This is a genomic window from Lacicoccus qingdaonensis, from assembly GCF_900101075.1.
In the GTDB taxonomy this organism is placed as follows: domain Bacteria; phylum Bacillota; class Bacilli; order Staphylococcales; family Salinicoccaceae; genus Lacicoccus; species Lacicoccus qingdaonensis.
Genome location: NZ_FNFY01000001.1, coordinates 1 through 26023 on the forward strand (window position 1 = coordinate 1; position 26023 = coordinate 26023).

Annotated in this window: 25 protein-coding genes and 1 pseudogene; 23 read left to right on the plus strand and 3 right to left on the minus strand. The window is 48.6% G+C overall.

Annotated elements, in window-relative coordinates; genetic code table 11:
- From BLR15_RS00005 to purD, 12 genes and pseudogenes are all read left to right on the plus strand, one after another.
- Nucleotides 1-199: pseudogene (locus BLR15_RS00005) on the plus strand (IS110 family transposase); the annotation flags it as partial.
- A 373-nt stretch (nt 200-572) separates the two neighbouring features.
- A complete protein-coding gene (gene purE, locus BLR15_RS00010; protein ID WP_092983555.1) occupies nt 573-1055 on the plus strand; it encodes a 5-(carboxyamino)imidazole ribonucleotide mutase in 483 nt (160 codons plus the stop codon).
- Nucleotides 1042-2172 (plus strand): 5-(carboxyamino)imidazole ribonucleotide synthase, encoded by a 1131-nt coding sequence (gene purK, locus BLR15_RS00015; protein WP_092983556.1) that lies wholly within the window; start codon nt 1042-1044, stop codon nt 2170-2172. Before purE ends, purK begins: the two co-directional genes overlap by 14 nt.
- Nucleotides 2169-2873, plus strand: a complete 705-nt coding sequence (purC, locus tag BLR15_RS00020) for a phosphoribosylaminoimidazolesuccinocarboxamide synthase (protein WP_092983557.1) — start codon at nt 2169-2171, stop codon at nt 2871-2873. Before purK ends, purC begins: the two co-directional genes overlap by 4 nt.
- Entirely contained in the window at nt 2873-3130 is a 258-nt protein-coding gene (gene purS / locus BLR15_RS00025) for a phosphoribosylformylglycinamidine synthase subunit PurS (protein ID WP_092983558.1), read from the plus strand. The genes purC and purS overlap by 1 nt, the downstream gene beginning before the upstream one ends.
- The gene (purQ, locus tag BLR15_RS00030; RefSeq protein ID WP_092983559.1) at nt 3130-3807 is read left to right on the plus strand and encodes a phosphoribosylformylglycinamidine synthase subunit PurQ; all 678 of its coding nucleotides are present in this window, start codon (nt 3130-3132) and stop codon (nt 3805-3807) included. Before purS ends, purQ begins: the two co-directional genes overlap by 1 nt.
- Nucleotides 3791-5971, plus strand: a complete 2181-nt coding sequence (gene purL / locus BLR15_RS00035; RefSeq protein ID WP_092983560.1) for a phosphoribosylformylglycinamidine synthase subunit PurL — start codon at nt 3791-3793, stop codon at nt 5969-5971. The genes purQ and purL overlap by 17 nt, the downstream gene beginning before the upstream one ends.
- On the plus strand, nt 5950-7368 hold the full coding sequence (gene purF / locus BLR15_RS00040) for an amidophosphoribosyltransferase (protein WP_092983561.1): 1419 nt from the start codon (nt 5950-5952) through the stop codon (nt 7366-7368). Before purL ends, purF begins: the two co-directional genes overlap by 22 nt.
- A gap of 2 nt (nt 7369-7370) precedes the next feature.
- Nucleotides 7371-8393 carry a phosphoribosylformylglycinamidine cyclo-ligase gene (gene purM / locus BLR15_RS00045; RefSeq protein ID WP_092983562.1) on the plus strand — a complete coding sequence of 341 codons (1023 nt, stop codon included), beginning with the start codon at nt 7371-7373 and terminating at the stop codon, nt 8391-8393.
- Complete coding sequence (gene purN, locus BLR15_RS00050; protein ID WP_092983563.1) at nt 8386-8970, plus strand: phosphoribosylglycinamide formyltransferase; 585 nt, start codon at nt 8386-8388, stop codon at nt 8968-8970. The genes purM and purN overlap by 8 nt, the downstream gene beginning before the upstream one ends.
- A complete protein-coding gene (purH, locus tag BLR15_RS00055; protein ID WP_092983564.1) occupies nt 8967-10442 on the plus strand; it encodes a bifunctional phosphoribosylaminoimidazolecarboxamide formyltransferase/IMP cyclohydrolase in 1476 nt (491 codons plus the stop codon). The genes purN and purH overlap by 4 nt, the downstream gene beginning before the upstream one ends.
- A 40-nt stretch (nt 10443-10482) precedes the next feature.
- Complete coding sequence (gene purD, locus BLR15_RS00060; RefSeq protein WP_092983565.1) at nt 10483-11736, plus strand: phosphoribosylamine--glycine ligase; 1254 nt, start codon at nt 10483-10485, stop codon at nt 11734-11736.
- 338 nt (nt 11737-12074) lie between these two features.
- Here purD and BLR15_RS13930 read toward each other — a convergent pair whose 3' ends face one another.
- Nucleotides 12075-12236 (minus strand): hypothetical protein, encoded by a 162-nt coding sequence (locus BLR15_RS13930; RefSeq protein WP_176754006.1) that lies wholly within the window; start codon nt 12234-12236, stop codon nt 12075-12077.
- Nucleotides 12237-12438: 202 nt separating this feature from the next.
- Here BLR15_RS13930 and auxA point away from each other — a divergent pair, with 202 nt between their 5' ends.
- The 10 genes from auxA to BLR15_RS00110 all read left to right on the plus strand — a co-directional run bounded on the left by auxA (nt 12439) and on the right by BLR15_RS00110 (nt 23194).
- The gene (gene auxA, locus BLR15_RS00065; protein WP_092983566.1) at nt 12439-13719 is read left to right on the plus strand and encodes a lipoteichoic acid stability factor AuxA; all 1281 of its coding nucleotides are present in this window, start codon (nt 12439-12441) and stop codon (nt 13717-13719) included.
- Complete coding sequence (gene hutG, locus BLR15_RS00070) at nt 13676-14590, plus strand: formimidoylglutamase (RefSeq protein WP_245696430.1); 915 nt, start codon at nt 13676-13678, stop codon at nt 14588-14590. Before auxA ends, hutG begins: the two co-directional genes overlap by 44 nt.
- The gene (locus tag BLR15_RS00075; protein ID WP_092983568.1) at nt 14587-15771 is read left to right on the plus strand and encodes a class I SAM-dependent rRNA methyltransferase; all 1185 of its coding nucleotides are present in this window, start codon (nt 14587-14589) and stop codon (nt 15769-15771) included. Before hutG ends, BLR15_RS00075 begins: the two co-directional genes overlap by 4 nt.
- A gap of 61 nt (nt 15772-15832) precedes the next feature.
- On the plus strand, nt 15833-16285 hold the full coding sequence (locus BLR15_RS00080) for a hypothetical protein (RefSeq protein WP_092983569.1): 453 nt from the start codon (nt 15833-15835) through the stop codon (nt 16283-16285).
- A gap of 116 nt (nt 16286-16401) precedes the next feature.
- Complete coding sequence (locus tag BLR15_RS00085; protein WP_092983570.1) at nt 16402-16668, plus strand: phosphocarrier protein HPr; 267 nt, start codon at nt 16402-16404, stop codon at nt 16666-16668.
- Nucleotides 16668-18395, plus strand: a complete 1728-nt coding sequence (gene ptsP, locus BLR15_RS00090; RefSeq protein WP_092983571.1) for a phosphoenolpyruvate--protein phosphotransferase — start codon at nt 16668-16670, stop codon at nt 18393-18395. The genes BLR15_RS00085 and ptsP overlap by 1 nt, the downstream gene beginning before the upstream one ends.
- 240 nt (nt 18396-18635) lie before the next feature.
- Complete coding sequence (locus tag BLR15_RS00095) at nt 18636-19949, plus strand: MFS transporter (protein WP_245696431.1); 1314 nt, start codon at nt 18636-18638, stop codon at nt 19947-19949.
- 99 nt (nt 19950-20048) lie between these two features.
- Nucleotides 20049-21398 (plus strand): cytochrome ubiquinol oxidase subunit I, encoded by a 1350-nt coding sequence (locus BLR15_RS00100; RefSeq protein WP_092983573.1) that lies wholly within the window; start codon nt 20049-20051, stop codon nt 21396-21398.
- Between the two features lie 5 nt (nt 21399-21403).
- A complete protein-coding gene (locus BLR15_RS00105; protein WP_092983948.1) occupies nt 21404-22429 on the plus strand; it encodes a cytochrome d ubiquinol oxidase subunit II in 1026 nt (341 codons plus the stop codon).
- Nucleotides 22430-22534: 105 nt separating this feature from the next.
- Nucleotides 22535-23194: a potassium channel family protein gene (locus BLR15_RS00110; protein ID WP_092983574.1), complete on the plus strand. Its 660-nt coding sequence runs from the start codon at nt 22535-22537 to the stop codon at nt 23192-23194.
- A gap of 353 nt (nt 23195-23547) precedes the next feature.
- Here BLR15_RS00110 and rnjA read toward each other — a convergent pair whose 3' ends face one another.
- A complete protein-coding gene (gene rnjA, locus BLR15_RS00115; protein WP_092983575.1) occupies nt 23548-25242 on the minus strand; it encodes a ribonuclease J1 in 1695 nt (564 codons plus the stop codon).
- Nucleotides 25242-25457 (minus strand): DNA-dependent RNA polymerase subunit epsilon, encoded by a 216-nt coding sequence (locus BLR15_RS00120; RefSeq protein ID WP_092983576.1) that lies wholly within the window; start codon nt 25455-25457, stop codon nt 25242-25244. The genes rnjA and BLR15_RS00120 overlap by 1 nt, the downstream gene beginning before the upstream one ends.
- 290 nt (nt 25458-25747) lie before the next feature.
- Between BLR15_RS00120 and BLR15_RS00125 the strand changes: the two genes are divergently transcribed.
- A complete protein-coding gene (locus BLR15_RS00125) occupies nt 25748-26011 on the plus strand; it encodes a hypothetical protein (protein WP_092983577.1) in 264 nt (87 codons plus the stop codon).
- Nucleotides 26012-26023 lie beyond the last annotated feature (12 nt).

A 26023-nucleotide genomic window follows, 5' to 3' on the forward strand; every position in this document is an offset into this window, starting at 1 on the left:
AGGCTCCCCTTATTTAAGACGGGCCATCTGGCAAGCTGCATTTGTAGCCAGCAACCAGGACCCTGCGTTAACTGCGTATTACCAAAAATTACGCAACAGAGGCAAAGTACATGGGACAGCTGTCGGTGCCGTCGCACGGAAGCTCACACACATCATCTTCGCGATAATGCGGGATAAGAAACCTTACAAGCCCCACTAACCACTGGATGGATAATCACCAACCACAGGGGCCGCCTGATTAAAATTTGTATTTAATCGGGTTTATTTGACGTGCTTAATTTAGCTACTCATTATTTACTCAATCACTCCCAATATAACCTTGACTTTTTATAGCTGGTCTAAGATATACATTCTCTTCATTTATATTATGTACGATTGTGAGGAAAAATTCAATCAAATCAAATTCACGAACTTTCACCCTGATAAACACCCGTCATCGTTCGTATATACAAACATTAAAAATAAAAGTAATTAAAACGTTCGTGATTTATGTTGAATTTGAGTTCTTTAATTGATAAAATGAAAGAGAACATTCGACTTTAACAACTTAACAGTATACAGGAGGATGAATGATGGTCGTTGGCATTATTATGGGCAGTTCTTCGGACTGGCCGACTATGAAACTTGCAGCAGATATGCTTGAGGAATTTGGTATTGAGTATGAAGCGAAAGTTGTCAGCGCACACCGCACACCGAAAGACATGATGGAGTACGCAGAAAACGCACAACAGAACGGAATAAAGGTCATCATCGCCGGCGCAGGGGGTGCCGCGCACCTGCCGGGCATGGTCGCGAGTATGACGAACGTCCCGGTCATCGGGGTTCCGATCGAATCGAAATCGCTGAAAGGGATGGATTCTTTATTATCCATCGTACAGATGCCGGGCGGTATCCCGGTCGCGACGGTTTCGATCGGGGACGCCGGCGCGAAAAATGCCGGCATTCTCGCAGCTAAAATGCTTGCAATTTCAAATGAAGATGTCAATCTGAAACTGACAGAATATACGAAATCATTAGAGGACAAAGTGGAGGCTATGCAGAATGACCTTAACTGACAGAATTTATCCGGATCAGACGATCGGCATCATCGGCGGCGGCCAGCTTGGTAAAATGCTGGCACAGTCGGCGCTCCGCATGGGCTACAAAGTGGCGGTGCTCGACCCGTCCGCGGACGCACCGGCAAGTGCGACGAGCCATCTGTTCATCAATGCAGCATTCGATGACGAAGAGGCGCTGAAAGCACTCGGGGACGCATCCGACGTCATCACTTACGAATTTGAAAATATCGACGGCCCGCTGCTGAAAGAAATGGTCGACAAGTATTACGTGCCGCAGGGAGCGGACACATTGCTCACGCTGCAAAACCGTGAGGACGAAAAAGACGCCATCAGAAACTCGGGCGCAAAAGTCGTCCCGTTCGTGAAAGTCACAAACGACGAAGATGTGAGAGCGTTCGCAGTACACGAAAACTACCCGGTCATCGTGAAAACGGCCACCGGCGGCTATGACGGCAAGGGCCAGTACCTCATCGAGTCGGAAGCGGATCTCGAAGAAGAGAACATTCCATACGGCGACACAGAGTTTATTGCCGAGAAGTATTTGGACCTTGAGCGTGAAGTGTCACTGACGGTTGCTAAAAACGTGTCAGGCGAGGAAATCATCTTTCCGCTGCAGGAAAATCTGCACAGAAACCAGATTCTGTACCGCACGATCGCACCGTCACGGGTCGACTACCAGAAAGCGGCGGAAGAGGAAGTTTCCAGGATTATGAATAAACTGCATTTCACCGGCGTGTTCACAGTCGAATTTTTCATCGATAAGGCAGGCGTACTGTACGTCAACGAAATCGCACCGCGGCCGCATAACTCAGCGCACCATACAATCGAGTCATGCAGCATTTCACAGTTTGACGCGCACATCCTTGCGGTGACGAACCAGCCGCTGCCTGAAATTGTGCAGCATAAACCGGCAATCATGATGAACCTTCTCGGCCAGGATCTTGACCGTCTGGATAATGACTTGTTCAACCATCCGGAATGGCACGTGCATCTTTACGGCAAGACAGGAAGAAAGCCCGAACGTAAAATGGGGCATGTCACATTGCTGACAGACGATATAGAAGCAGCTTTAAATCAATTAAAGACGGATTTTGAAAAGGAGCAGACGATATGACACTGCTGTATGAAGGTAAAGCAAAACGCATGTTTGAAACTGATGATCCTTTTATATTAAAAGTCGAGTACAAAGATGAAGTGACTGCAGGCAACGGCCAAAAGCACGATTTCGCACCGGGCAAAGGGCGGCTGAACAATCTGATTACATCAGAAATGTTCGAACGGTTGGAAAATGCAGGCATCCCATCGCACTTTATCGAATGCATAAACGACACGACGCAGATGGTGCGACGGGTCGAAATCATTCCGCTGGAAGTGGTTGTACGTAACCTCGCCGCCGGCAACATCACCAAGAGACTGGGTTTTAGAAAAGGTGCGGAGTTCGCGCCGCCGCTCATCGAATTTTATTTGAAAGATGACGCCCTCGGTGATCCGCTGATCAACCGTGCGCATGTAATCCAGATGGGTATTGCCGATAACGATGAAATTGATGAGCTCAAAAAGCGGGCGAATCAGATCAATGTGGCGCTGATTGATATTATGGAACAGATGGGGCTGCAGCTGGTTGATTTCAAAATTGAATTCGGCCGTGATACGAGAGGCAACATTTTACTGGCAGATGAAATTTCACCGGACACATGCCGCATATGGGACGCTAAAACGGGTGAGAATTTCGACAAGGATGTATACCGGGAAGATACGGGTTCCATCATAGATACTTATCAGAAATTTTATGAAAAAATGGAGGCTACAAAATAATGAAAAAGATTGAATTGATAATAACTTTACAGACGCAGGTTTTAGATACCCAGGGTGAGGCATTGGACCGTGCGGTCAAAGATATCGGGCATGATGAAATTTCAAATATACGTGTGGGTAAAGTCCTTTATTTTGATATTGATGAGACGGATACGGACAAGATTGACGAAATCGTCAAATCGATGTCAGAGCGTTTGTTTGCAAACACTGTCATTGAAACTTATAATTATAAAATTTTAGATGAGGAGACAGTATAATGAAATTTGCAGTAGTGCGTTTTCCAGGATCCAACTGTGACCGTGATTTATACAACGCAGCGGTAAAAGTCGGCGCGAAAGCGGAATATGTAGACTACCGCGAGACGTCACTCGACGATTTTGACGGCGTTCTGATTCCGGGCGGATTCTCGTTCGGGGATTACTTAAGAACCGGTGCGATGGCAGGTGTAGCACCGATTACAAAATCAATTAAAAAGGCGGCGGACGAGGACAAACCGGTTCTCGGCATCTGTAACGGATTTCAGATTTTAACAGAGATCGGTCTGCTTCCGGGTGCACTCATTCATAATACAGGGCATACGTTCATATCCCGCAATGAGTCGCTGAAAATTGTTAATAACAATACAGGATTCACGAAGAACCATGCGGAAAACGAAGATGTGGTTTATCCGATCGCCCATGGTGAAGGGTGCTATTACTGTACAGATGAAACTTACGAAGAACTCAAAGACAACAACCAGATCATTTTGACATATAATGAAAATCCAAACGGCTCCATAGGAGATATTGCCGGAATCATCAACAAACGTGGAAATGTACTCGGTATGATGCCGCATCCTGAACGTGCACTTGAAGCGGTTCTCGGCAGTGATGATGGCTTAAGATTATTCGAAAATATTAAATCCTGGGAGGAAAATCATGACACAGTTCGTTGAACCAACTGAAACAGATATCAAAGAGCAGGAACTATATAAAGAGATGGGCTTAACAGACGCTGAGTATGACAAGGTTGTGTCTATTTTAGGCAGACAGCCGAACTATACGGAAATCGGTATTTTTTCTGTAATGTGGAGTGAACATTGTTCATATAAACATTCAAAACCATTTTTAGGCCAGTTTCCGACATCAGGCGAGCAAGTATTAATGGGACCGGGTGAAGGTGCAGGCGTTGTGGATATCGGTGATAATCAGGCGGTTGTCTTCAAAGTGGAGTCCCATAACCATCCGTCAGCGGTTGAACCGTATCAGGGTGCTGCAACAGGTGTCGGCGGGATTGTGCGTGACATCGTGTCCATGGGTGCACAGCCGATCGGTTTACTTAACTCTTTGCGTTTTGGTGAATTGACAAATAGAAACAACCGCAGGTTACTGCGTGGTGTCGTGAGCGGCATTGGCGGATACGGCAACAGTATCGGTATCCCGACAGTGTCCGGTGAAGTTGAGTTTGATCCATTTTATGATACTAACCCGCTCGTCAATGCGATGTGTGTCGGCTTGATTGATCATGATAAAATTCAAAAAGGGACGGCTAAAGGCGTCGGCAACAAAGTCGTTTACGTTGGTCTGAAGACTGGCCGCGACGGCATCCACGGTGCATCTTTCGCATCGGAAGAACTGTCGGAAGACTCCGAAGCAAAACGTCCGTCCGTGCAGATAGGTGACCCGTTCACCGGCAGAAAATTGATGGAAGCAACACTTAAGGCCATCGATATGCCCGAGTTGGTCGGCATACAGGATATGGGGGCTGCGGGATTGACTTCATCCAGTTCAGAAATGGCGGCGAAAGGTGATTCAGGCATTACTCTGTACCTGGATAAAGTACCGACGCGTGAGGATGGCATTTCCCCATATGAAATGATGTTATCCGAGACACAGGAGCGCATGCTGCTTGTAGTGGAAGATGGTTCTGAAAATAAGTTCCTTGACTTATTCGATGATATGGAACTTGACAGTGCTGTCATTGGTGAAGTAACGGATAATGACCGTCTGCTCTTATATTATGAAGAAGATTTATATGCAGATATTCCGGTTCAGCCACTATCTGAAGAAGCCCCGGTTTATATATTGGAAGGACAAGAACCTAAAGAGGACGCAGAACGCGGGGATTATTCAAATGAAGATCTGGATGCGGTATTCAAATCATTGATTTCTCATCCGACAATGGCGTCCAAAGACTTCATTTTTGAACAATATGATAACCAGGTGGGCGCGAATACAATTCAAAAATCAGGATTTGGTCCCGGCATTGTCCGTGTTGAAGGAACGAATAAAGCAATCTCGATGACGATTGACGGTAAAAGCCGTTATGTTTATGCGGATCCTTACAACGGAGGTAAAGAAGTGGTGGCGCAGGCTTTCCGTAACATTATCGCAACAGGGGCAACACCGCTTGGGATGACGGACTGCCTAAACTACGGTTCACCTGAAAAACCTGAAATTTACAATCAGCTGGATGAATCGACAAAAGGCATGGCAGAAGCGTGCCGTGCACTTCAGACACCGGTCGTATCCGGTAACGTGAGCCTTTACAATGAGACGAAAACAGCAAGTATACTCCCTACACCGGTAATCGGCATGGTCGGATTGATTGAAGACATTGAATTTTTGAAAAGTGATAAATTGTCAGAAGGAGATTCAGTATATCTGGTCGGTGATTTGAAAAAGCAGTTCCAGGGCTCCCAGATTGAAAAGCTGATCGATGGTGAAATTCGAAAAACTGTACGTGAAATCGACCTTGAGCTTGAGTACAAGCGCGGAATACTATTGAAAGATATGTTCGTCAGCGGAGACATCCATAAAATTGCACCGCTTGGGCGGGGCGGCCTGATCGTTAAACTGGCACAGCTGGCAAACCATTACAATCTGGGAATGGACATTGATATCGATGTACGGGGAGACCTTTTGTTTTCTGAAAGTGCATCGAACTATGTTGTGGTTGCACCGGGCGGTTTGAATATCGAAGGTGCGGCAGAAATCGGTAAAATCTCAGGAAATGCATTCAAAGTCAGCGCACAAAACTTCAATGTCGATTACGATTTAGAAGAAATAAATGCAGCTTTAAAGGGGGCAATTCCGGAATGCATGAGTTCAGTGGACTAAATGAAGAATGTGGAATCTTCGGCATCTGGGGACATCCGGAAGCGAGTGAACTGACATATATGGCACTGCACAGTCTGCAGCACCGCGGGCAGGAAGGCGCAGGAATCGTGACTTCCAGCGGGGACTATCTGTTTGGCGCCCGCGGTATGGGACTTTTGACAGAAGCTTTGTCAAAAGAACAGCTCGAATCCCTGAAGCCGTTTCCTCATGCGATCGGTCACGTACGATATGCAACAACAGGCGGCAGTGAACTGTCAAACGTCCAGCCGTTTCTATTTAAAAGTCATACAGGTGACCTTGGTCTGGCTCATAACGGTAATCTGGTCAACGCGATAAATGTGCGGCGGGCACTGGAAGACGACGGTTCAATTTTCCAGACGACTTCCGACTCCGAAGTGTTTGCGCACCTGATGCGACGTGAAAATGGAACGGATCGTAAAAGTAGAATAAAAAAAGTCCTGAAGCAGTTGAAAGGTGCATTTGCGTTTGTCATCATGCATGAAGACAGTTTAACGGTGGCACTCGATGACCACGGTGTGCGTCCTCTGATGCTCGGTAAAAAAGACGGTTCATATTGCGTTGCGAGTGAAACGTGTGCGTTCACAGCCATTGGTGCGGAGTATATCCGTGATATTGAAGCGGGTGAGCTGATAACGATTACTGATGACGGCATCGATTATGACTACTATACGGATCAGACTTATCCAAACTTGTGCTCGATGGAGTATATCTATTTCGCACGAGCGGATTCCGAGTTTAGAAATACGTCGACTTACCGGATCCGCAAGGAGCTCGGACGGGCGCTCGCCGATGAGATGGATGTTGAAGCGGACATCGTCATCGGTGTGCCGGATTCCTCACTTGCTGCGGCGAAAGGTTTCAGTGAAAGAGTCGGCATTCCTCAGGAGCAGGGACTCTTAAAAAACCGTTACGTCGGCAGAACGTTCATCTCACCCGGCCAGGAAGCCCGGGAACGCGCGGTGCGCATGAAACTTTCGCCGGTGCGGGATATCGTTGAAGGCAAACGGGTGATTGTCATCGATGATTCGATTGTGCGCGGCACCACGAGTCGTTTCATTGTCAAAGCTTTGAAAAAAGCGGGCGCAAAAGAAGTGCATATGGGTGTTTCATCGCCGCCGCTTAAAAACCCGTGCTATTACGGTATTGATGTATCGACACATGCGGAAATCATTGCCAGCAGAAAATCTCCGGATGAGATCCGGGATGAAATCGGTGCGGACTCACTGACATATCTGTCTGTTGATAAAATGCATGACGTCTATCATCAGTTCGGCTCCAAAGGCCAGTGTGATGCATGCTTTACAGGTAATTATCCGATTGATATCGAAGAGGCGATACTGCCTCAGGAAAAAGATCTGAAACAAAAAGGAGTGTAGTGATGAGCGAGCAATATAAAAAGGCCGGTGTGGATATTGAAGCGGGCTATGCGGCAGTCGAGCAGATGAAAAGCCACGTCAAGAAGACGGTGCGTCCTGAAGTGCTGGGCGGTCTCGGCGGTTTCGGCGCGGGATTCGATCTGTCACAACTTGGTTTGAAACAGCCCGTGCTCGTGTCCGGCACCGACGGTGTCGGCACGAAACTGAAACTGGCAATTGATTATGACAAACACGATACCATCGGTATCGATGCCGTTGCGATGTGCGTCAACGATATTTTGACGACGGGTGCGGAACCACTCTACTTCCTGGACTACATAGCGGTCGACAAAGTGGTGCCGGAACGCGTTGCAGATATCGTAAAAGGCGTGTCGGACGGCTGCGTTGATGCCGGCTGTGCTTTGATCGGCGGCGAAACGGCGGAGATGGGCAGCATGTACGGCGAAGGTGAATATGATATCGCGGGATTTGCGGTCGGCGCGGTCGAAAAGGATCTGTACATCGACGGTTCGACTGCGAAACCGGGTGATAAGATCATCGGCCTGCCTTCGAGCGGCGTGCATTCGAACGGCTACAGCCTCGTACGCAAGCTGATTGCCGACAACAATATCGACATTGAAAAAGAAACGCTGGACGGTGATAAGCTGATCGATCTTCTGCTTGAACCGACGCGTATCTACGTGCGCCAGGTGCAGAGTCTGATGGAGAAGGTCGATGTCAAGGCGATGAGCCATATTACGGGCGGCGGCTTCATTGAAAACATTCCGCGTGCCCTTCCGGAAACACTCGGTGCTGAAGTGTCGGTTGAAAACATCAGGCTTCCGAAAATCATCGACTGGCTGCTTGCGCTCGGCAGCATAGAGGCCGAAGAAGCATACAATGTCTTCAATATGGGCATCGGTTTTATTCTTGTAGTCAATGCTGAAGACGCAGATCAGGCGCTTGACCACCTACGTTCAGCCGGTGAAGAAGCGGTGCTGATCGGTGAAGTGACGGATAATAAAGGAATCACTATACATGACTAAGACGCGTGTGGCCGTGTTCGCCTCAGGCGGCGGCACAAATTTTGAAAATCTGGTGAACCAGCAGGAAGAGGCGGGCATTGAAATTGTTGTGCTCATTTCGGATTATAATCCTGCGTATGCGATTCAGCGTGCGATCAATAGAGGGATCGACTACATCGTTGTCGAGCGTGAAAAGTATGATTCGAGAGCGGATTTTGAGAAGGATATGTTGAGTGTTTTGAAGATGTATCAGGTCGAGTATATTTTGCTTGCGGGGTATATGCGCATCCTGTCGGCGGATTTTATCAGCGAGTATCCGCGGCGGATCATCAATATCCACCCGTCGATGCTGCCGGATTTCAAAGGGGCGAACGGCATCGAGGATGCGTTCAACGCAGGTGTCACAGAGACGGGTGTCACGGTGCACTTCGTCGATGCGGGCATCGATACGGGTGAAATCATCGCGCAGGTGCCGGTTGAAATTGCACCGGATGATACTTTGGCAGATCTGGAATATAAGATTCACAGTATAGAACATCAGCTTTACCCACAGGCAGTGAAAATGGTTTTAGCTAAAGCAGAGGAGGACAAACAGTGAAAGCATTGATCAGTGTTTCCAATAAGGCAGGTCTGGAGCATTTTGTTAAAGGTCTGATCGACGCAGGCTATGAAATTTATTCCACGGGCGGGACTTACGATAAGATTAAAAGTTTCGGCTATGAAGTGCGCGGTGTGAGCGATCTGACGCAGTTTGAGGAAATTATGGACGGGCGTGTGAAAACACTGCACCCGAAAGTGCACGGCGGCATATTGGCGGACCGTGATAACGCGTCGCACGTCGAAGATATGCAGGCGAATGATATCGAGGCGATCGATCTGGTTGTCGTCAACTTGTACCCATTCAAGGAAACGGTCGCGAAGGACGGTGTGACGGAAGCCGAAGCGGTGGAAAACATCGATATCGGCGGACCGACGATGCTCCGTGCGGCGGCGAAGAACTTCAAGCATGTGACGACTGTCGTCAATCCGCAGGATTACGAGGAAGTGCTTGACAAGATTGCGGCGGGGACGCTGGATCTTGAGTACCGCCGTCAATTGAGCGTCAAAGTGTTCAAGCATACGGCTGAATATGACAGTGCGATTGTGAGTTATTTTAAAGGCAGCGAACGTACTTTGCGCTACGGTGAAAACCCGCATCAGGATGCGAAACTTGTCAAGACGACAGATGACCGGAATACGATTTTGAACGCGGAAGTACTGCAGGGCAAACAGCTCAGCTACAACAACCTGCGTGACGGCGACAGCGCCTTCGGCCTTGCCAAGAAGTTCGATATTCCGGTCGCGGTTGCGGTGAAGCATATGAACCCGTGCGGCGTCGGAACGGGCGAGACGATGGTCGAGGCGTTCAACAATGCGTATGAAGCGGATGACCAGTCGATATTCGGCGGCATCATCGCGTGCAACCGTCCGGTGGACAGGGAAGCGGCGGAAGCGATGAGCAAGATCTTTCTTGAAGTGATCATCGCACCATCGTATACGAACGGTGCGCTTGAAGTGTTTGATAATAAAGAAAACCTTCGTCTCCTTGCGGTGGATTTCACCGAAGATCTGGACGGTGATGAATTTGTCAGCGTGTCCGGCGGGTATCTCTTGCAGGACCGCGATACGGGTAAGTTGAATCCTTCCGAAATCAATGTGGTGACTGAAGCGGAACCGACTGAAGCTCAGATGAAGGCTCTGGCGCTTGCATGGGAAGTTTCCAAACATGTGAAATCGAATGCGATTGTGCTCGCGAATGATAAGCAGACAGTCGGTATCGGTGCAGGGCAGATGAACCGTGTCGGTGCATTGAAAATCGCGGCGGAACGTGCAATCCACCTGGATGACAGCGTCGTGCTTGCGAGTGACGGATTTTTCCCGATGCCTGACTCGGTAGCGCTCGCTCATGAACACGGCATCAAGGCGATCATCCAGCCGGGCGGCTCGAAACGCGACCAGGAGTCGATCGATTTCTGCAACGAACACGGCATGGCGATGGTATTTACCGGCATGCGTCATTTTAAACACTAGAAATTCACGGATATATCATTTTGTGATGGAGGCTAAAAAAATGAGAGTAGCAGTAATCGGCAGCGGCGGCCGTGAACACGCAATCGTCAGAAAGGTGCATGAATCGCCGTCTGTCAAAGGCATCGTGGCCATCCCCGGCAACTATGCCATGAGAGAGATCGCAACTGTCATCAGCAGAGTCGGCGTAACGGATTTCGAGGAAATCGCAGGCATCTGCATCGATGAAAACATCGACTGGGTCATCGTCGGACCGGAGGCGCCGTTATCCGAAGGACTTGCCGACTATTTGGAAGACGAGCACGACATTAAAGTGTTCGGCCCCCGGAAGCTCGAGGCACAGCTCGAATCGTCGAAGGCATTTTCCAAGGACCTGATGGCGAAGTACGATATTCCGACGGCTAAATATGAAACGTTTGAAGACTACGGGGCGGCGTCTGCATACGTCAAGCAGGAAGGCGCGCCGATCGTCATTAAAAAGGACGGCCTTGCCGCTGGCAAGGGCGTCGTCGTCGCAATGGATATGGACACGGCGCTTTCCGCACTCCATGAAATGCTTGTGTTGAGCAGTGGGCAGGTCGTCGTCGAAGAGTTTCTGGAAGGCGAAGAGTTCAGCCTGATGGTGCTTGTGAACGAAGAGTTCGTCCATCCGTTCGAAGTCATGGCGCAGGATCATAAGCGCGCATTCGACAACGACGCCGGCCCGAACACAGGCGGCATGGGTGCCTACGCGCCGGTCACGCATATCTCAGAAGAAGTGCGTATGGAGGCGGTCCGTGAAATCGTCGAGCCGACGGCCCGGGCAATGGTGGAAGAGGGCCTCAGCTACTTCGGCGTGATGTATCTCGGCGCCATCGTCACAGCTGACGGCGTCAAAGTCATCGAGTTCAACGCGCGGTTCGGAGACCCGGAGGCCCAGGTGCTGATGAGCCTACTTGAATCAGACCTCGGCGAAGTGCTGGAGAATATGTATAATAAAAAACCGTTCGCCCTCGAGTGGCGGCCCGGCTTCGTGGCTGGTGTGATGCTCGCGAGCAAAGGATATCCGGGTGAGTACACGAAAGGCAGCTCAGTCCGCATTCCGGAAGATCTGGCTGCCCAGTGTTTCATCAGCGGACTGAGCGTCGGGGAGGCCGAGTCCATCGTCACATCCGGCGGCCGCGTTTTACTCGTCTCCGGATACGGCAGGACAATCGATGATGCGGTGAAATCCGCATACGACTGCGTCGACCGCATCGAATACGAGACAGATACATTATTTTACAGAAAAGACATCGGATCTAGAGCGATGAAATAGATGATTGAAGGGCACCCGCATGAACTGCGGGTGTCTCTTTTGTAGTGGCTGTTGAACTTTCTGTGAGAACTCGTGAGTGTTGCGAGTACCTGTTAAAAAGTTAACGGAGCTTCGAATCGGAAACGAAGCGTTGATAGACTTGCAGCGGAGCTTCAAATCGGAATCGAAGCTTTGATAGACTTGCAGCGGAGCTTCGAAATGGAATCGAAGCTCCGCTGAATCCCAATAAAATATTAGCACCCCGAAATCCGCACAAAAATAAGGCACCCTCCGCATAAGGGTGCCTTATTGCATAAAGCCGAATCCTGAATCTGTGAAGCCAAATCTTGAAACTAATGCTATTCAAAGGCGTCGTTAAGCTCTTCTTTCGTCTTTTCGACACCGCGTTCCTTTTTGTCATCTGAATCTTTGGACTCATCGTTCGAGTCGCGTTCTTTATCTCTTTCACGTTCACGTTTTTCTTCTTCGAATACGTCTTTCTTCTCTTTATCTCGTGTCATCGTGAATCACTCTCCTGAGAGAATATCAATATATTATATTATCATCTGTACTCAATATATACCCAGTGATTTTCCATATAAACATTCAAAACATAAATATTGGAAATAAAATCCGTCGGGCAGGAATATGAAATTTGAACGGCTTCAATAATGCAATATCCGTCAATTTAAACTATAATGGTGAGGGACTGAGGTGAACACTATGTTTAAAAAATTGAGAAGCCAGAGTGAAGTACATATCAGTTTATTGCTTGGCTTATTTTTTGTAGTTTTAGGGATTTTTATTCTGTTCAATACGGGCAGGATCCGCGGCACATCTGATACGAGCCCGGTGGATGAGGAGAGTATCGAGACGGTGCTCGACCTGATCAACGCATTTTTCCTTGAAGTGACGAATATGCTGTCCATCATCATTGGTGGTTTCCCGATCATTGCCGGCATTCTTCTTATTCTGTTTGGTGTCTTTATGTTCAAAGTCGGACAGACTGTAAGGGATACGACCAAATATGACGGCTTCCTGTCATTTTTCTTTCTTGGATTATCACTGCTGCTTTTTGTGGTGACGACTGTTCTGATGATGCAGGTTTACGGCTGGTGGGCGATTTTATTTTTCATCGCATTTATGGTCCACCTGCTCTACAACATATATAATGAATATTTGAATCCGAAACACCGTAAGGAACATTATATGATCATCATGTTCTTTTACGGTATCGCTTATTTCTTTACTCAGAACGCGGTGTACTCGAATATCGACGAGTCGCTGAATCCGACGGATGTGCTCAGTATCAACATGTTCTTCGGACTGATCTGGCTGCTGGCTCTGCTCTCGCTGTGGGTGGGTGTGTTTCTGTCGAAATCCAAAAATCTGCTCAAAAAGCCGAAGGCGAGGTCGGCCGAAGAGATGTCACGCTCATCAAAACGCGGCATCAACAAGCTGAACCCGAACCAGTATCTCGGGTTCTCTGAAGAGATGTACCAGTTCAGGAATCGTCTGCTCAAGAAAGCGAAGGACTTTATTGAAATAGACATTCCATCCTGGCTGAAGGTCAACTATCTTGAGCTCCTGCTCGGGTTCCTCGTACTAGTATTCATCCTTGTCGAGTTCAACAACAGGCAGGGGGTCTTTACGGAAGGGTATTTCAGGATTTCGCAGATGAATTACATCTATGAGTGGATCAACCTGTTCCTGACGCTGACGCTGGCGGTGCTGTACATGGTCTTCACGGTGATGAACACGTGGAGAAATATCCACTACAACCGGCAGATGATCGTCATCGCGGCCCTGTGGCTCAAGCTTACGGTCAGTCTGTACATCACAATTTTCAAAGATGTTGAACTGTCATTATTCATTTTACCTTTCAATATCGTCCTCGTGATTCTCACGACGCCGCTGTTATTGTTCAGTATTTTTAAAGAATTCAATGGAGGGACAACAATTGACAGAGATAAGAAAGCACAAGATGGAAGCACGGATCGATAACCCGGATGTGAAGGACCGCATCCACCAGGTCATTGAAGATTACGATCAGAAGGAATCGGCTGAACCTGGGACGGTTTTCCTCGGATTCAGTTCGGATGAAGGTGTCAGGCGGAATAAAGGTCACGTGGGCGCGGCTGAAGGGCCGTTCAGCGTGCGCGACAAACTGGCGGGCATGCCGTACACGGACACGCTGTATGATTACGGCACCGTGATGGGCACGGAAGACCTTGAAAACTCACAGGAGGACCTCGGCAGTGCGGTTGCGGATATTTTAAATAAAAAGGACTTTCCGCTCATTATCGGCGGCGGTCACGAAACATTGTACGGCCACTATCTGGGAGTCAGGGAGGTGCACCCGGATGCAAAGATTGCGGTGCTGAACTTTGATGCGCATTTTGATATGAGGATTGAACAGCAGGCAACGTCCGGTACGATGTTCTATCAGATCCTGACGAAGGATGAAGATGTCGATTATTTCGTCATGGGTATCCAGCACAGCGGCAATACCGGCGTGCTGTTCGACACCGCGGATGCGCTCGGCGTGAACTATGCGCTGATGGATGATATCCGCGATTCGAACAAGGTTTCAGACTACATGTTCAAGGCGCTTGACAACTATGACTACGTCTTCGCGACATTGTGCATGGACTCGATCGCAGAATATGCGGCACCGGGCGTCAGCATGGCAACACCGAATGGCTTTACGCCGGTGGAGATACACGGGCTGATCGGGCGTCTGGCGAAGCTCGAAAACCTGATCAGCTTCGATGTCAGCGAAGTCGCACCGGCACTCGACGAGGGTGGCCGTACAAGCGCACTTGCCGCCAGCATTATCCACAAGTTTTTAATTACAAAGGATGCTTATAAATGAATACTATACAATTGAAAAAAGGGTCTGAAAGGCCCTTTCATCAGGGCAGGCTCGATATCGGCCGGGACGACCTGAGCGATTCCGTCTTTTTAAAGGACGGCGAAATGGTCAGACTGACCGATTACCTGGGCAGATTCATCGGTTACGCGATGATGAGCTTTGAACAGAAAGCCTACGGCTGGATTTTAAGCACCGATGAAAACATTGAAATCGGAGAGGACTTTATTCGCGGGCAGATTGTTGCGGCGATCAGCGAACGGACGCCGCTCTACAATCAGGACGACACGAACGTCTTCAGACTGTTCAACGAAATCGGGGACGGCATCGGCGGGCTGTCGATCGACTACTTCAACGGCCATCTGTTCATCACGTATTACTCGGCGGGAATCTATAAAATCCGCAACCTGGTCGTGCATGTGCTGATCGAGGAACTGACGCCCGAGTCGATTACGGAGCAGACGCGCTTTTCAATCGACGGCAGGATGCAGATCCAGAATAATCATGTGACCGGCAACAAGGCGGAGACGATTCAGGTGCAGGAGAGCGGCATGCGCTTCAACGTCAATCTGAATGACGGCCCGATGACGGGACTGTTTCTCGATCAGAGGGAGACGCGGAAGTCCCTTCTGAAAAATAAACACTCGCACAATGAAACGTTTTTGAACCTGTTTGCATACAGCGGTTCATTTTCTGTTGCGGCGGCCCTGTCCGGCATGTCGACGACGAGTGTCGATCTTGCCGGCCGTACGACGGAACTCATTACGGAAAATTTCAATGTCAACAATCTGAAGACGGACAATCATACGATCCATATCATGGACACTTTCGATTACTTGAAGTTTGCGGAACGGAAAAATCATCAGTTCGATACGATTTTGATCGACCCGCCGAGCTTCAGCAGAAATAAGAAGAAAGTGTTCAAAGTTGAGCGTGATTACCCAAAACTGATCAAAGAATCGTTGAAAATTTTAAGCCCGGACGGACAGCTGATTCTGAGCCAGAATCTGGAGACATTTTCTTTGAACCAGTTTAAAAAGCAGATCGACCAGACACTGGAGAGTATGGGCATCGCATACACTTTGAAAGACGTCAAAGGGCTGCCGAAAGACTTCAAAACGGTGAAAGGATATAAGGCCGGCAAGTATTTGAAAGTCGTGACGATTCAGCTCGGCAACGATTAAAATTCGTGATTACGGGTATTAGAACCATTAGATAGAATTCCAGAAGAAAGTAGGTTTTTTAATGGTCCATTATCCACTAACTGCAGAGAATCTGAAGGATAAAGAACGTGAAGCACAGGCACTCGTCAAGAAAAAGGCGATGATTTCAAGTGTGGCTTCAGTGCTGCCGATTCCTTTATTAGATATAGGAACGGATATGAAACTGATGAACGATATTCATGATGATATCGAGAATATCTTTGAAATCGAGCATAAGGATGTCGCTTCGACGAATGATGATCTGATGACCCGCGGATGGGTCATGGCGACGAGTATCGGCAGTGATATCGTGCGTTCAAGGCTGACACCGTTTTTATTCAGGAGGATCAGCAAAAAGAACAAATTCAGCCGATTCGGACTGGTCAGCATCGTCGGCAGAGCACTCGGTGCGGCGGTCAGCTACTTCCTGATGAAGAAACTCGGTAATGATCATATCGAACATTGCATGGCTTATTTAAAAGAAGAAACTGTTTAAATGATGAAAAGCTGACATCTCGTTGGCTTTTTATCTGTTAATAATGATAAAATCAAATAAAGTAAACATACTTTAAATAATAACCTTATTCTATGAAACGAAGGAGACAATCAGCAATGGAGCAAAAATCATATTTTATAACAGATGAAACAGGAATACATGCGAGACCGGCAACTATACTTGTACAGACGGCATCGAAGTTCGATTCCGAACTTCAGCTTGAATTCAACAGTAAAAAAGTGAACTTGAAATCAATCATGGGTGTCATGTCACTCGGTGTCGGCAAAGATTCCGAGGTGACTGTATACGCTGAAGGCAACGACGAACAAGAGGCGCTTGAAGCGATTACGGAAACTCTGAGTAATGAAGGGCTGACTGGCTAATGTCTAAAATACTAAAAGGGATTGGGGCGAGTGACGGCATTGCGATTTCCAAAGTGTACTCACTTGTCGAACCCGATTTAAATTTTACTGAAACTTCAATTGACAGCAGTGCATCTGCAGAAGAAGTTCAAAAGTTTAAAGACAGTATTCATAAAACAAAAGTGGAAATAACAAAAATACGCAATCACGCGGAGGAAGCTGTGGGTCCAGAACACGCTGCCATCTTTGACGCGCATCTTCTGGTGCTGGAAGACCCTGAACTGATCACTCCGATCGAAGAGAAGATCACGGATCAGTCTTACAGTGCACCTCAGGCGCTCGCTGAGACGCGTGATGAGTTTGTCACGATGTTCGAATCGATGGACAATGAATATATGCGTGAACGTGCGGCCGACATCAAAGATGTGGGCAAGCGGATACTCGCAAACCTTCTCGACCGTCCGCTGCCGAATCCGGCAAGCATCGACGAGGAAGTTGTCATCGTCGCAGATGACCTGACACCGTCCGATACTGCACAGTTGGACAAGCAGTTTGTCAAAGGTTTCGTCACGAATATCGGCGGACGCACATCCCACTCTGCGATCATGGCGCGCACCCTTGAAATTCCGGCGGTCGTCGGAACAAAAGGCGTGACGGACGAAATCACCGAAGGTGATATGATCATCGTCGACGGTGAGAAAGGCGACGTCATCGTCGGCGCGACCGAGAAAGAGATCAAAGCCTATGAAATCAAGGCTGAGGAACTTGATAGAGAGAGACAGGAATTACTTAAACTGAAAGATGATGAGACTACAACATCCGACGGTATCAAAGTGGAGCTCGGTGCGAACATCGGGACACCCGAAGATGTTGAAATAGTGCTCGAAAACGGTGCGGAAGGCATCGGTTTATTCCGTACTGAATTCCTTTACATGGGCAGAAACGAGCTGCCGACGGAAGACGAGCAGTATGAGTCATACAAAGCCGTGCTTGAGCGCATGGAGGATAAGCCGGTCGTCGTCCGTACGATCGACATCGGCGGCGATAAAGAGCTGTCCTACCTGGATATGCCGAAAGAACTGAACCCATTTTTGGGCTACCGTGCAATCCGTATGGCACTGGATAATAAAAATCTCTTCAGAACCCAGCTGCGTGCGCTGCTCCGTGCGAGCGTCCACGGTCATTTGAAAGTGATGTTCCCGATGATCGCGACGGTAGAGGAATTCGAGGAGGCGAAAGCACTTCTCATCGAATGCCGCGATGAACTGAAGGCCGACGGTGTCGACGTCAGCGACGATATCGAAGTCGGCATCATGGTGGAAATCCCGTCCACTGCCGTACTTGCAGATGAGTTCGCGAAAGTTGTGGACTTCTTCAGCATCGGTACGAACGACCTGATCCAGTACACATTCGCAGCCGACCGCATGAATGAAAATGTATCCTATCTGTACCAGCCGTACCATCCGGCGCTTCTGCGCCTGATCCATAATGTGATCAAAGCGGCGCATGACCAAGACAAGTGGGTCGGCATGTGCGGTGAGATGGCCGGCGATAAAACTGCGATTCCGTTGCTCGTCGGTCTGGGGCTGGACGAGTTCTCAATGAGCGCAGGCAGCGTGCTGAAAGCGAGACAGCAGATCGCTGACCTTAAGAAAACTGACATGGAGCAGTTGGCAGATACAGCAATGCGTTCCCCAAAATCGGACACAGTCACTGCCCTGGTCAAAGAATATACTGAACGTTCTTAATCGAAGGACACATGAATTTCACTTGAAAACAGTGTGATGTTCATGTGTCTTTTTTGAGTGGTTGGAGTGAGTGCGGATGTGTATGCGGGAACTCGTGGGTGTGGCGAGTGCCTGTTAAACTTTCTGCAGGAACTCGTGGGTGTAGCGAGTACCTGTTAACACATGCTCGCGACCCGCGCGAGCACGTAATAAACGTTAAATCAATAAACTGCAGTGAACATGATAACTTTGGAGGTCCATATGGAAAAGACACGTAAACCGCTGGCTCTGCTTTTATCTCTGCCGGTGCTGGCATGGGCATTTTTCGATTTTGCAAATACTATTTTCTCAGCGAATATCGTCACATTGTTCTTCCCGCAGTATATAACAGCTGTGGTGGGGGACAATCCGCAGCTTGAGCAGATTGCGTCGACGATCATCGCCTATGCGAATGCGGCTTCTGCGGTGCTGCTCATATTATTTTCACCGCTTTACGGTGTGGTCATGGACCGGACGGGCAGGCGGAAGCGTTTCGTCATGATCTTTACGCTGATTACGGTGACGGGTGCCATACTGATGGGCATCTTCGGCGATATGAACACGGGGCTCTTGTTAGGGCTGCCGAACGGCCTCGTCATCACGATCATCATTTTTGTCATCGCGAAATTCGGCTTCAGTTCCGGAAACGTGTTTTATGACGGCATGCTGTCATCGCTCGGCAAGAAAGAGGAAATCCCGCTGATATCGGGCTTCGGTGTCGCGCTCGGCTACCTAGGGACATTGTTCGGCATCATCACCGTCATGTACCTGGTCGGTGATGCGGGCGTCCACAACACATTCTGGATGTCAGGGGTTTTATTCCTCATATTTGCACTGCCACTCTTTTTCATCAACAAGGACAAACACGTCAAAAAGTCGACGTCATCATCCAAGTCCTTCCTGACAGGTTACAAAGATATTTACCATACATTCAAGGAGGCCAAGAGCTACCCGTCAATCTTCTTCTTTATGATTGCGTACTTTTTCGTCAATGACGCGCTGGCAACCGCCATCGCCATGATGCAGCCGTACGCGACGACGGTCGTCGGCTTCAGTCCGTCCGATTTCCTGGTCGTCTTCATGGTGGCCACCGGCTTCAGCATCGTCGGCGCGCTTGTGTTCGGTTTTGTCAATAAAGCCCTCGGTTCCAAGAAGACGTTCCTGATCATTTCCATTTTACTCGGAGCCGCAATCACGGTCGCCGCCGTGCCGCTGCCGATGTGGACGTTCTGGATTGCCGCATCGATGTTCGGCATCGCCATGGGATCTGTGTGGGTGGTCTCAAGGACGATGATCATCGAACTCGCGCCGCCCGGCCGTGAAGGGCAGTTTTTCGGACTGTTTGCATTCAGTGCGAAGATGAGTGCCATCATCGGGCCGTTCATATACGGGACGATAACGCTCGCACTCAGCCAGTACGGCCCGCTCGCTTCACGGATCGCGATTACGAGCCTGCTCGTCATGGTGATCATCGGGATTATATTCCATACATTTGTCAAAGAAGCGTCAGAAGACGATGCAATGAGGGTTGAGTAGTTTATTTGCATAATTTTTCACAATATTGTCATTGGCTATCAATTGAAATCGACACATTTGAATATATAATTAAGGGTACGCATATAAGGAGTGATTTAAGTGGATGAGGTTCTTTTAGGACGTATAATAACGGCAAGTACACTGGGTTTCCACATAATCTTTGCGACTATTGGTGTCGGTATACCGATTGTTATTATGGTCATGGAGTTTTTGGGCATCAGAAAGAAAGACACCCAATATCTTACGATGGCAAGAAGGATTGCCAAAGGGTTTACGGTGACTATCGCAGTCGGGGTAGTGACAGGGACCATCATCGGGCTTCAGTTATCATTGATATGGCCTGATTTTATGAGGCTCGGCGGACAGATCATCGCGCTGCCTCTGTTTATGGAAGTTTTCGCGTTTTTCTTTGAAGCTATATTTTTAGGAATTTTTCTATATACATGGGATCGTTTCAAAAATCCTTGGCACCACTGGCTTTTGAACATCCCAATCGTTGTCGGTTCAACATTGTCGGCGGTATTCATCACTTCGGTGAACTCATTCATGAATACGCCGTCAGGTTTCGAACTGTCTGAAGAAATGTTCGTCAACATCGATCCGATCGCGGCGATGCTGAACCCGTCCGTATATGTACGTGTGTTCCACGTCGTAGCGACGGCCTATATGACGGCGGCATTCATACTCGGTTCAATCGCGGCATTCAAACTCATTAAAAATAAATTCCAGAAAGATGCCGAATATCACAAGAAAGCATTGAAGGTGACGATGTCTATCGGTATCGTCACAGCACTTCTGACAATTCTTGCAGGTGACTTCTCGGCCAAATTCCTGCACAACGAACAGCCTGAAAAACTGGCAGCAATGGAATGGCATTATGAGACCGAGACGCATGCAGACCTGGTTTTATTCGGCGTACTGGATGAGGAAAACCAGGAAGTCAACTACGCCCTCAGAATTCCGTGGGCGCTCAGTTTCCTGTCGGGCAACTCATTCGACACGGAAGTGACGGGCCTGAACGACATACCGGAGGATGAACATCCGCCTCTGGTGATACACTACTTCTTTGATCTGATGGTCGTCTTCGGCATGTACGCCTTCGGGGTGGCACTGCTGTACTTTATCATCAAGAAGTTCACCAGGTTCAATGAACACCATCCGGCGCTGTTATACCTCTATTTCCTGGCTGGTCCATTGTCCATGATGGCAATCGAAGCGGGCTGGTTCTTAGCGGAGATGGGGCGCCAGCCGTGGATCATCAGAGGATACATGAGGGTGTCTGAAGCCGTGACCAACGCGGACGGACTCGGCATCGTGCTGGTATCATTCATCGTGCTGTACGCGGTGCTCGGATTCACATGTTCATACGTACTGGTCAAAATGTTCAACAACAGTTCTGCTGAATCTTCACGCGAGGAATATTACGGTGAAGGGGTGGATGCAAAATGATGGAACTGAACTTTGAAATGATTGGGATTACAGTGCTCTGGACATTTTTGTACGGTTACGTAATTGTGGCATCGATCGACTTCGGTGCCGGATTCTTCAACTATTATGCGATGGAGACGGGTCAGCACCAGAAAGTCAGTCATATCATCCAGCGTTACTTGAGCCCGGTATGGGAAACGACGAACGTGTTCTTCGTGTTCTTCTTCGTCGGTATCGTCGGGTTCTATCCCGATACGGCATATTATCTCGGAACAAGCCTGCTCATTCCGGGGAGCATCGCGCTCATACTGTTGTCGATCCGGGGCAGCTATTACGCATTCAACTCGAGTGCCACGAAGCCGCGTAAATCATGGGCATTTCTGTACGGTGTGACGGGACTTCTGATCCCGGCATCACTGTCGATCGTCCTCGTAATTTCAGAAGGCGGCTATATATATGAAGATGCGGGCGGTGTGCAGCTGGACATTGAGGAACTGCTGTTCAGTTCATATGCATGGACGGTCGTCTTCCTGGCCATCATTCTGGTACTGTATGTGTCCAGCGGCTTTCTCACTTACTACGCATCAAAAGCGAAGAATAAAAGTGCGATGGAGACGTTCAGAAAGTGGTTTTTGATCTGGTCGCTGCCGATGATCGTCATCAGCCAGTTCACATTTCTGAGCCTCCGGGAACATAACTTTGAACACTTCCAGTCCGCGCAGGATTACTGGTATTTATTCGGCCTGAGCCTGCTTACGATGCTGATCGCAATATTCCTTTTCTGGAAGCGCCGCAATCTCGGGCTGGCATTCATCTTGATCATGCTGCAGATCGCATTCGCGTTCTACGGCTACGGCATCAGCAAACTGCCGTACATTCTGTATCCGTTCATAGATATCAACACGAGTGTCGTCAACGAGTCGATGGCGTTTGCGCTGACGATCGTCTTCATACTCGGACTGGTTCTTCTCATTCCGAGCCTGTACCTGCTGCTCAGACTGTTCATCTTCGATAAGGATTATGTCGAAGGAAGAGAAGAAGAAGGATACTGATAATAAAGGGAGTCGGGACTATTATATGGTTCCCGGCTTTTTATTTTGACTGAAGAAGTTTATTATATGGAGTGACAAATTAAATTTGAAGTGGAGTTGAGACATGTGAAAAAGGAATTTGCGGTAATCGGGCTCGGGCGGTTCGGCGGAAGCATCGTCGAGGAGCTGAGGGAGCTTGATGTGGATGTGCTCGCGATCGATGTCAACGCGGAGCGTGTGAAGGATTTTCAGGATATTGCGACTGAATCGGTGATCGCCGATACGACAGAGGAGCAGGTGCTGAAGGACCTAGGCCTCAGAAATTTCGACCATGTGGTCGTCGCGATCGGTGATAATATCCAGTCGAGCATATTGACGACACTGCTGCTTAAGGATCTGGATGTGAAGAGAGTGACGGTGAAGGCGCAGAGTTCATACCATGCGCGCGTGCTTGAAAAAATCGGTGCCGATTTTGTTGTGCATCCGGAGCGCGATATGGGACGGAGGATCGCGCACAAGCTCGTGTCAAATTCTGTACTGGATTATTTGGAGCTCGGCGGAGAGTACTCGGTCGTCGAGTATCTGGCGAATGACAAAATGATCGGGCGTTCGATACTGGACCTTGATATCCGGGCGGAATACGGCATCAGCATCATGGCGATCAAACGCGATGATGATATCATCGTTTCCCCGGATCCGGCGGTGAAAATCATCGCTGGCGATGTGCTGATTTCGATCGGCAATGATGATGATCTGAATTACTTCGAGAAAAAGGTTATGGGATGAGCCATACAGCCTCCAACAGACCTTCCCGGCATGTGGGATGAGCCATACAGCCTCCAACGGTTCGTCCCGGCATGTGGGATGAGCCATACAGTCTCCAACGGTCCGTCCGAACATGTGGGATGAGCCGTACAGTCTCCAACGGACCGTCCGGACATGTGGGATGAGCCGTACAGCCTCCAACGGTCCGTCCCGGCATGTGGGATGAGCCGTACAGCCTCCAAAGGACCGTCCCGGCATGTGGGATGAGCCGTACAGCCTCCAACGGTCCGTCCCGGCACACGGGAAGGCCCCCATTTTATAAACACCTCAAAAAACCGCCCCGGCATGGGGCGGTTTGATATTCATCAAGAATTTTATTTTTTCTTCTGCAGTTTTTCGTCGTTGATTCTCATGATCATTGGAAGGATCATCGGGCTGCGTTTTGTTTTTCTGTAAAGATGCTGGCTGAGTTCCTCGATGATCAGCTGCTTGACGTTGAACCATTCGACTTTGTCTTTTGAGTTCAGCAGTTTGTTCACGTCGTCCTTGATTTTCTTCTCGGCGCTTCTGATGAGTCCGTAAGATTCACGCATGTAGACGAAGCCGCGTGAAATGATGTCGGGACCGCTCAAAAGCTGCTTGGTCTTGAAGTCGATGGACACGACGACGATCGCAAGTCCTTCTTCGGACAGGTCTTTACGGTCGCGGAGGACGATGTTGCCGATGTCTCCGATACCGATGCCGTCGACGAATACCGTGCCCGCCTGGACGCGGTGGCTCATGCGTGCTGAATCGCTCTTCAGGGCGAGGACGTCACCGATTTCCATCAGGAAGACGTTGTCTTCTTCGACGCCTGTTGAAATGGCCATCTGCTTATGCAGATTCAGCATGCGGTATTCACCGTGAATCGGCATGAAGTATTTCGGCCTGATCAGACGGAGCATCAGTTTCTGCTCTTCCTGCGAGCCGTGTCCGGATGTGTGAATGTTGGACAGACGGCCGTGGATCACGTCGGCACCTGCTTTGAACAGTGAGTTGATCGTGCGGTTGACGCTTAAAGTGTTCCCCGGAATCGGTGATGAACTGAAGATGACAGTGTCATCAGGGATGATGCTGATCTGACGGTGCGTGCCGTTTGCGATTCTTGACAGTGCCGCCATCGGCTCACCCTGGGAACCTGTACAGAGGATCATCACTTTATGCTTTTCAATCTTGTTGATCATTTTCGGTTCAATAAACGTCTCGGGCGGCGCTTTGATGTAGCCGAGCTCCGTGCCGATCTTGATGTTGTTTTCCATGCTGCGTCCGAATATGCAGATTTTACGGTCGAATTTCACCGCAGCTTCAATTGCCTGCTGTACACGGTAGATATTCGATGCGAATGTCGCAAAGATGATTCTGCCTGTACATTTTCTGAAAATGTCCTCGACGTTCTGGCCGACCGACTTTTCACTGATTGTGAAGTTCGGGATCGTCGCGTTCGTCGAATCAGACAACAGGCAGAGTACGCCTTCTTCACCGAGCTGTGCCATCTTGGCAAGATTTGCCGGTTCGCCGACGGGTGTAAAGTCGAACTTGAAGTCGCCCGTATGGACAATGTTGCCTTCCGGTGTTCTGACGACGACACCGTACGCTTCCGGAATCGAGTGAGTAACGAGGAAGAAATCGACACTCATATTGCCGAATTTCAGCACGCTGTCTTCATGGATTTCGTTCAATTCCGTAGTACGCAGGAGACGGTGCTCTTCCAGTTTGTTGCGGATGAGTCCGAGTGCGAGCGGACCGGAATATATCGGTACGTTGATCTCTTTCAGTAAATACGGAATGCCGCCGATGTGGTCTTCGTGTCCGTGTGTGACGACAACGGCTTTAATTTTCGACTGGTTTTCAATCAAATAGCTGTAGTCCGGTATGACGTAGTCGATACCGAGCTGCTCATCGTCCGGGAATTTGATGCCCGCATCGATGATGATGATTTCGTCTTTATATTCGACGCAGTACATGTTCTTGCCGATTTCGCCAAGACCGCCCAGCGCGAATACGCCGACTTCCTGTTTTTCAAGTGACATTATAGATTCTCCACCTTAAAATCGACATTGTTTTCTTTTTCATAATCCAGATGCGCATCGCTCAGCTTTTCAACCAGTTCAATGTTATATCCCGAATTTTTCAGCCCCTGACGGATTTCCGTTTCCGATTCCGCCTCGAAATACTTTGTCGCCGTATCTTCACGAATGATACGATCTGTTAAATTTTCCTGATAAAATACTTTGAATACTGCCATGTTACTATCTCCTTTTATAATATAATCATTTGTTTTGTCAGTTTTTTATATCCATATAATTAAAAAAATTGTGCTTAAAGACGTTCAAGCACAATTTCGGATTAATCTTTGCTCGAGAATTCATTGCCCAATAAACCTTTTCTTCCGAGAATGCGTCTGAGTCTCTGCTTCCATCTTTGACGTAACCGTCTGAGCATATTGACCACATCCCATATATACTTATTTTTATTTTACAATATAGACGGCCGGCATGCAAAGACTTTATAATAGAAGTGATTGGAGGGAAGTTTGTGAAAGCACAAAGTCTATTATCTCAGATATTGCTTGAAAAAGAACGGGAAGACCGTAATTTTACCGGTTTGGAGTTCAATGTGCGTGACAAAGGGGTGGTCATGAATTATAAATATGACGACGACGTGACTGCTGTGGATGTCCACAGGCCGCGCTACGACAAAGATCCGGAAGTGCTGCATCTCGATACTTTTGAAGAATTAAAACCGCTGCTTTATGAAAAAAACGTTCCTTTTAAAGAACGTCGTGATGATTTTATGTAAAACCCGTGAATC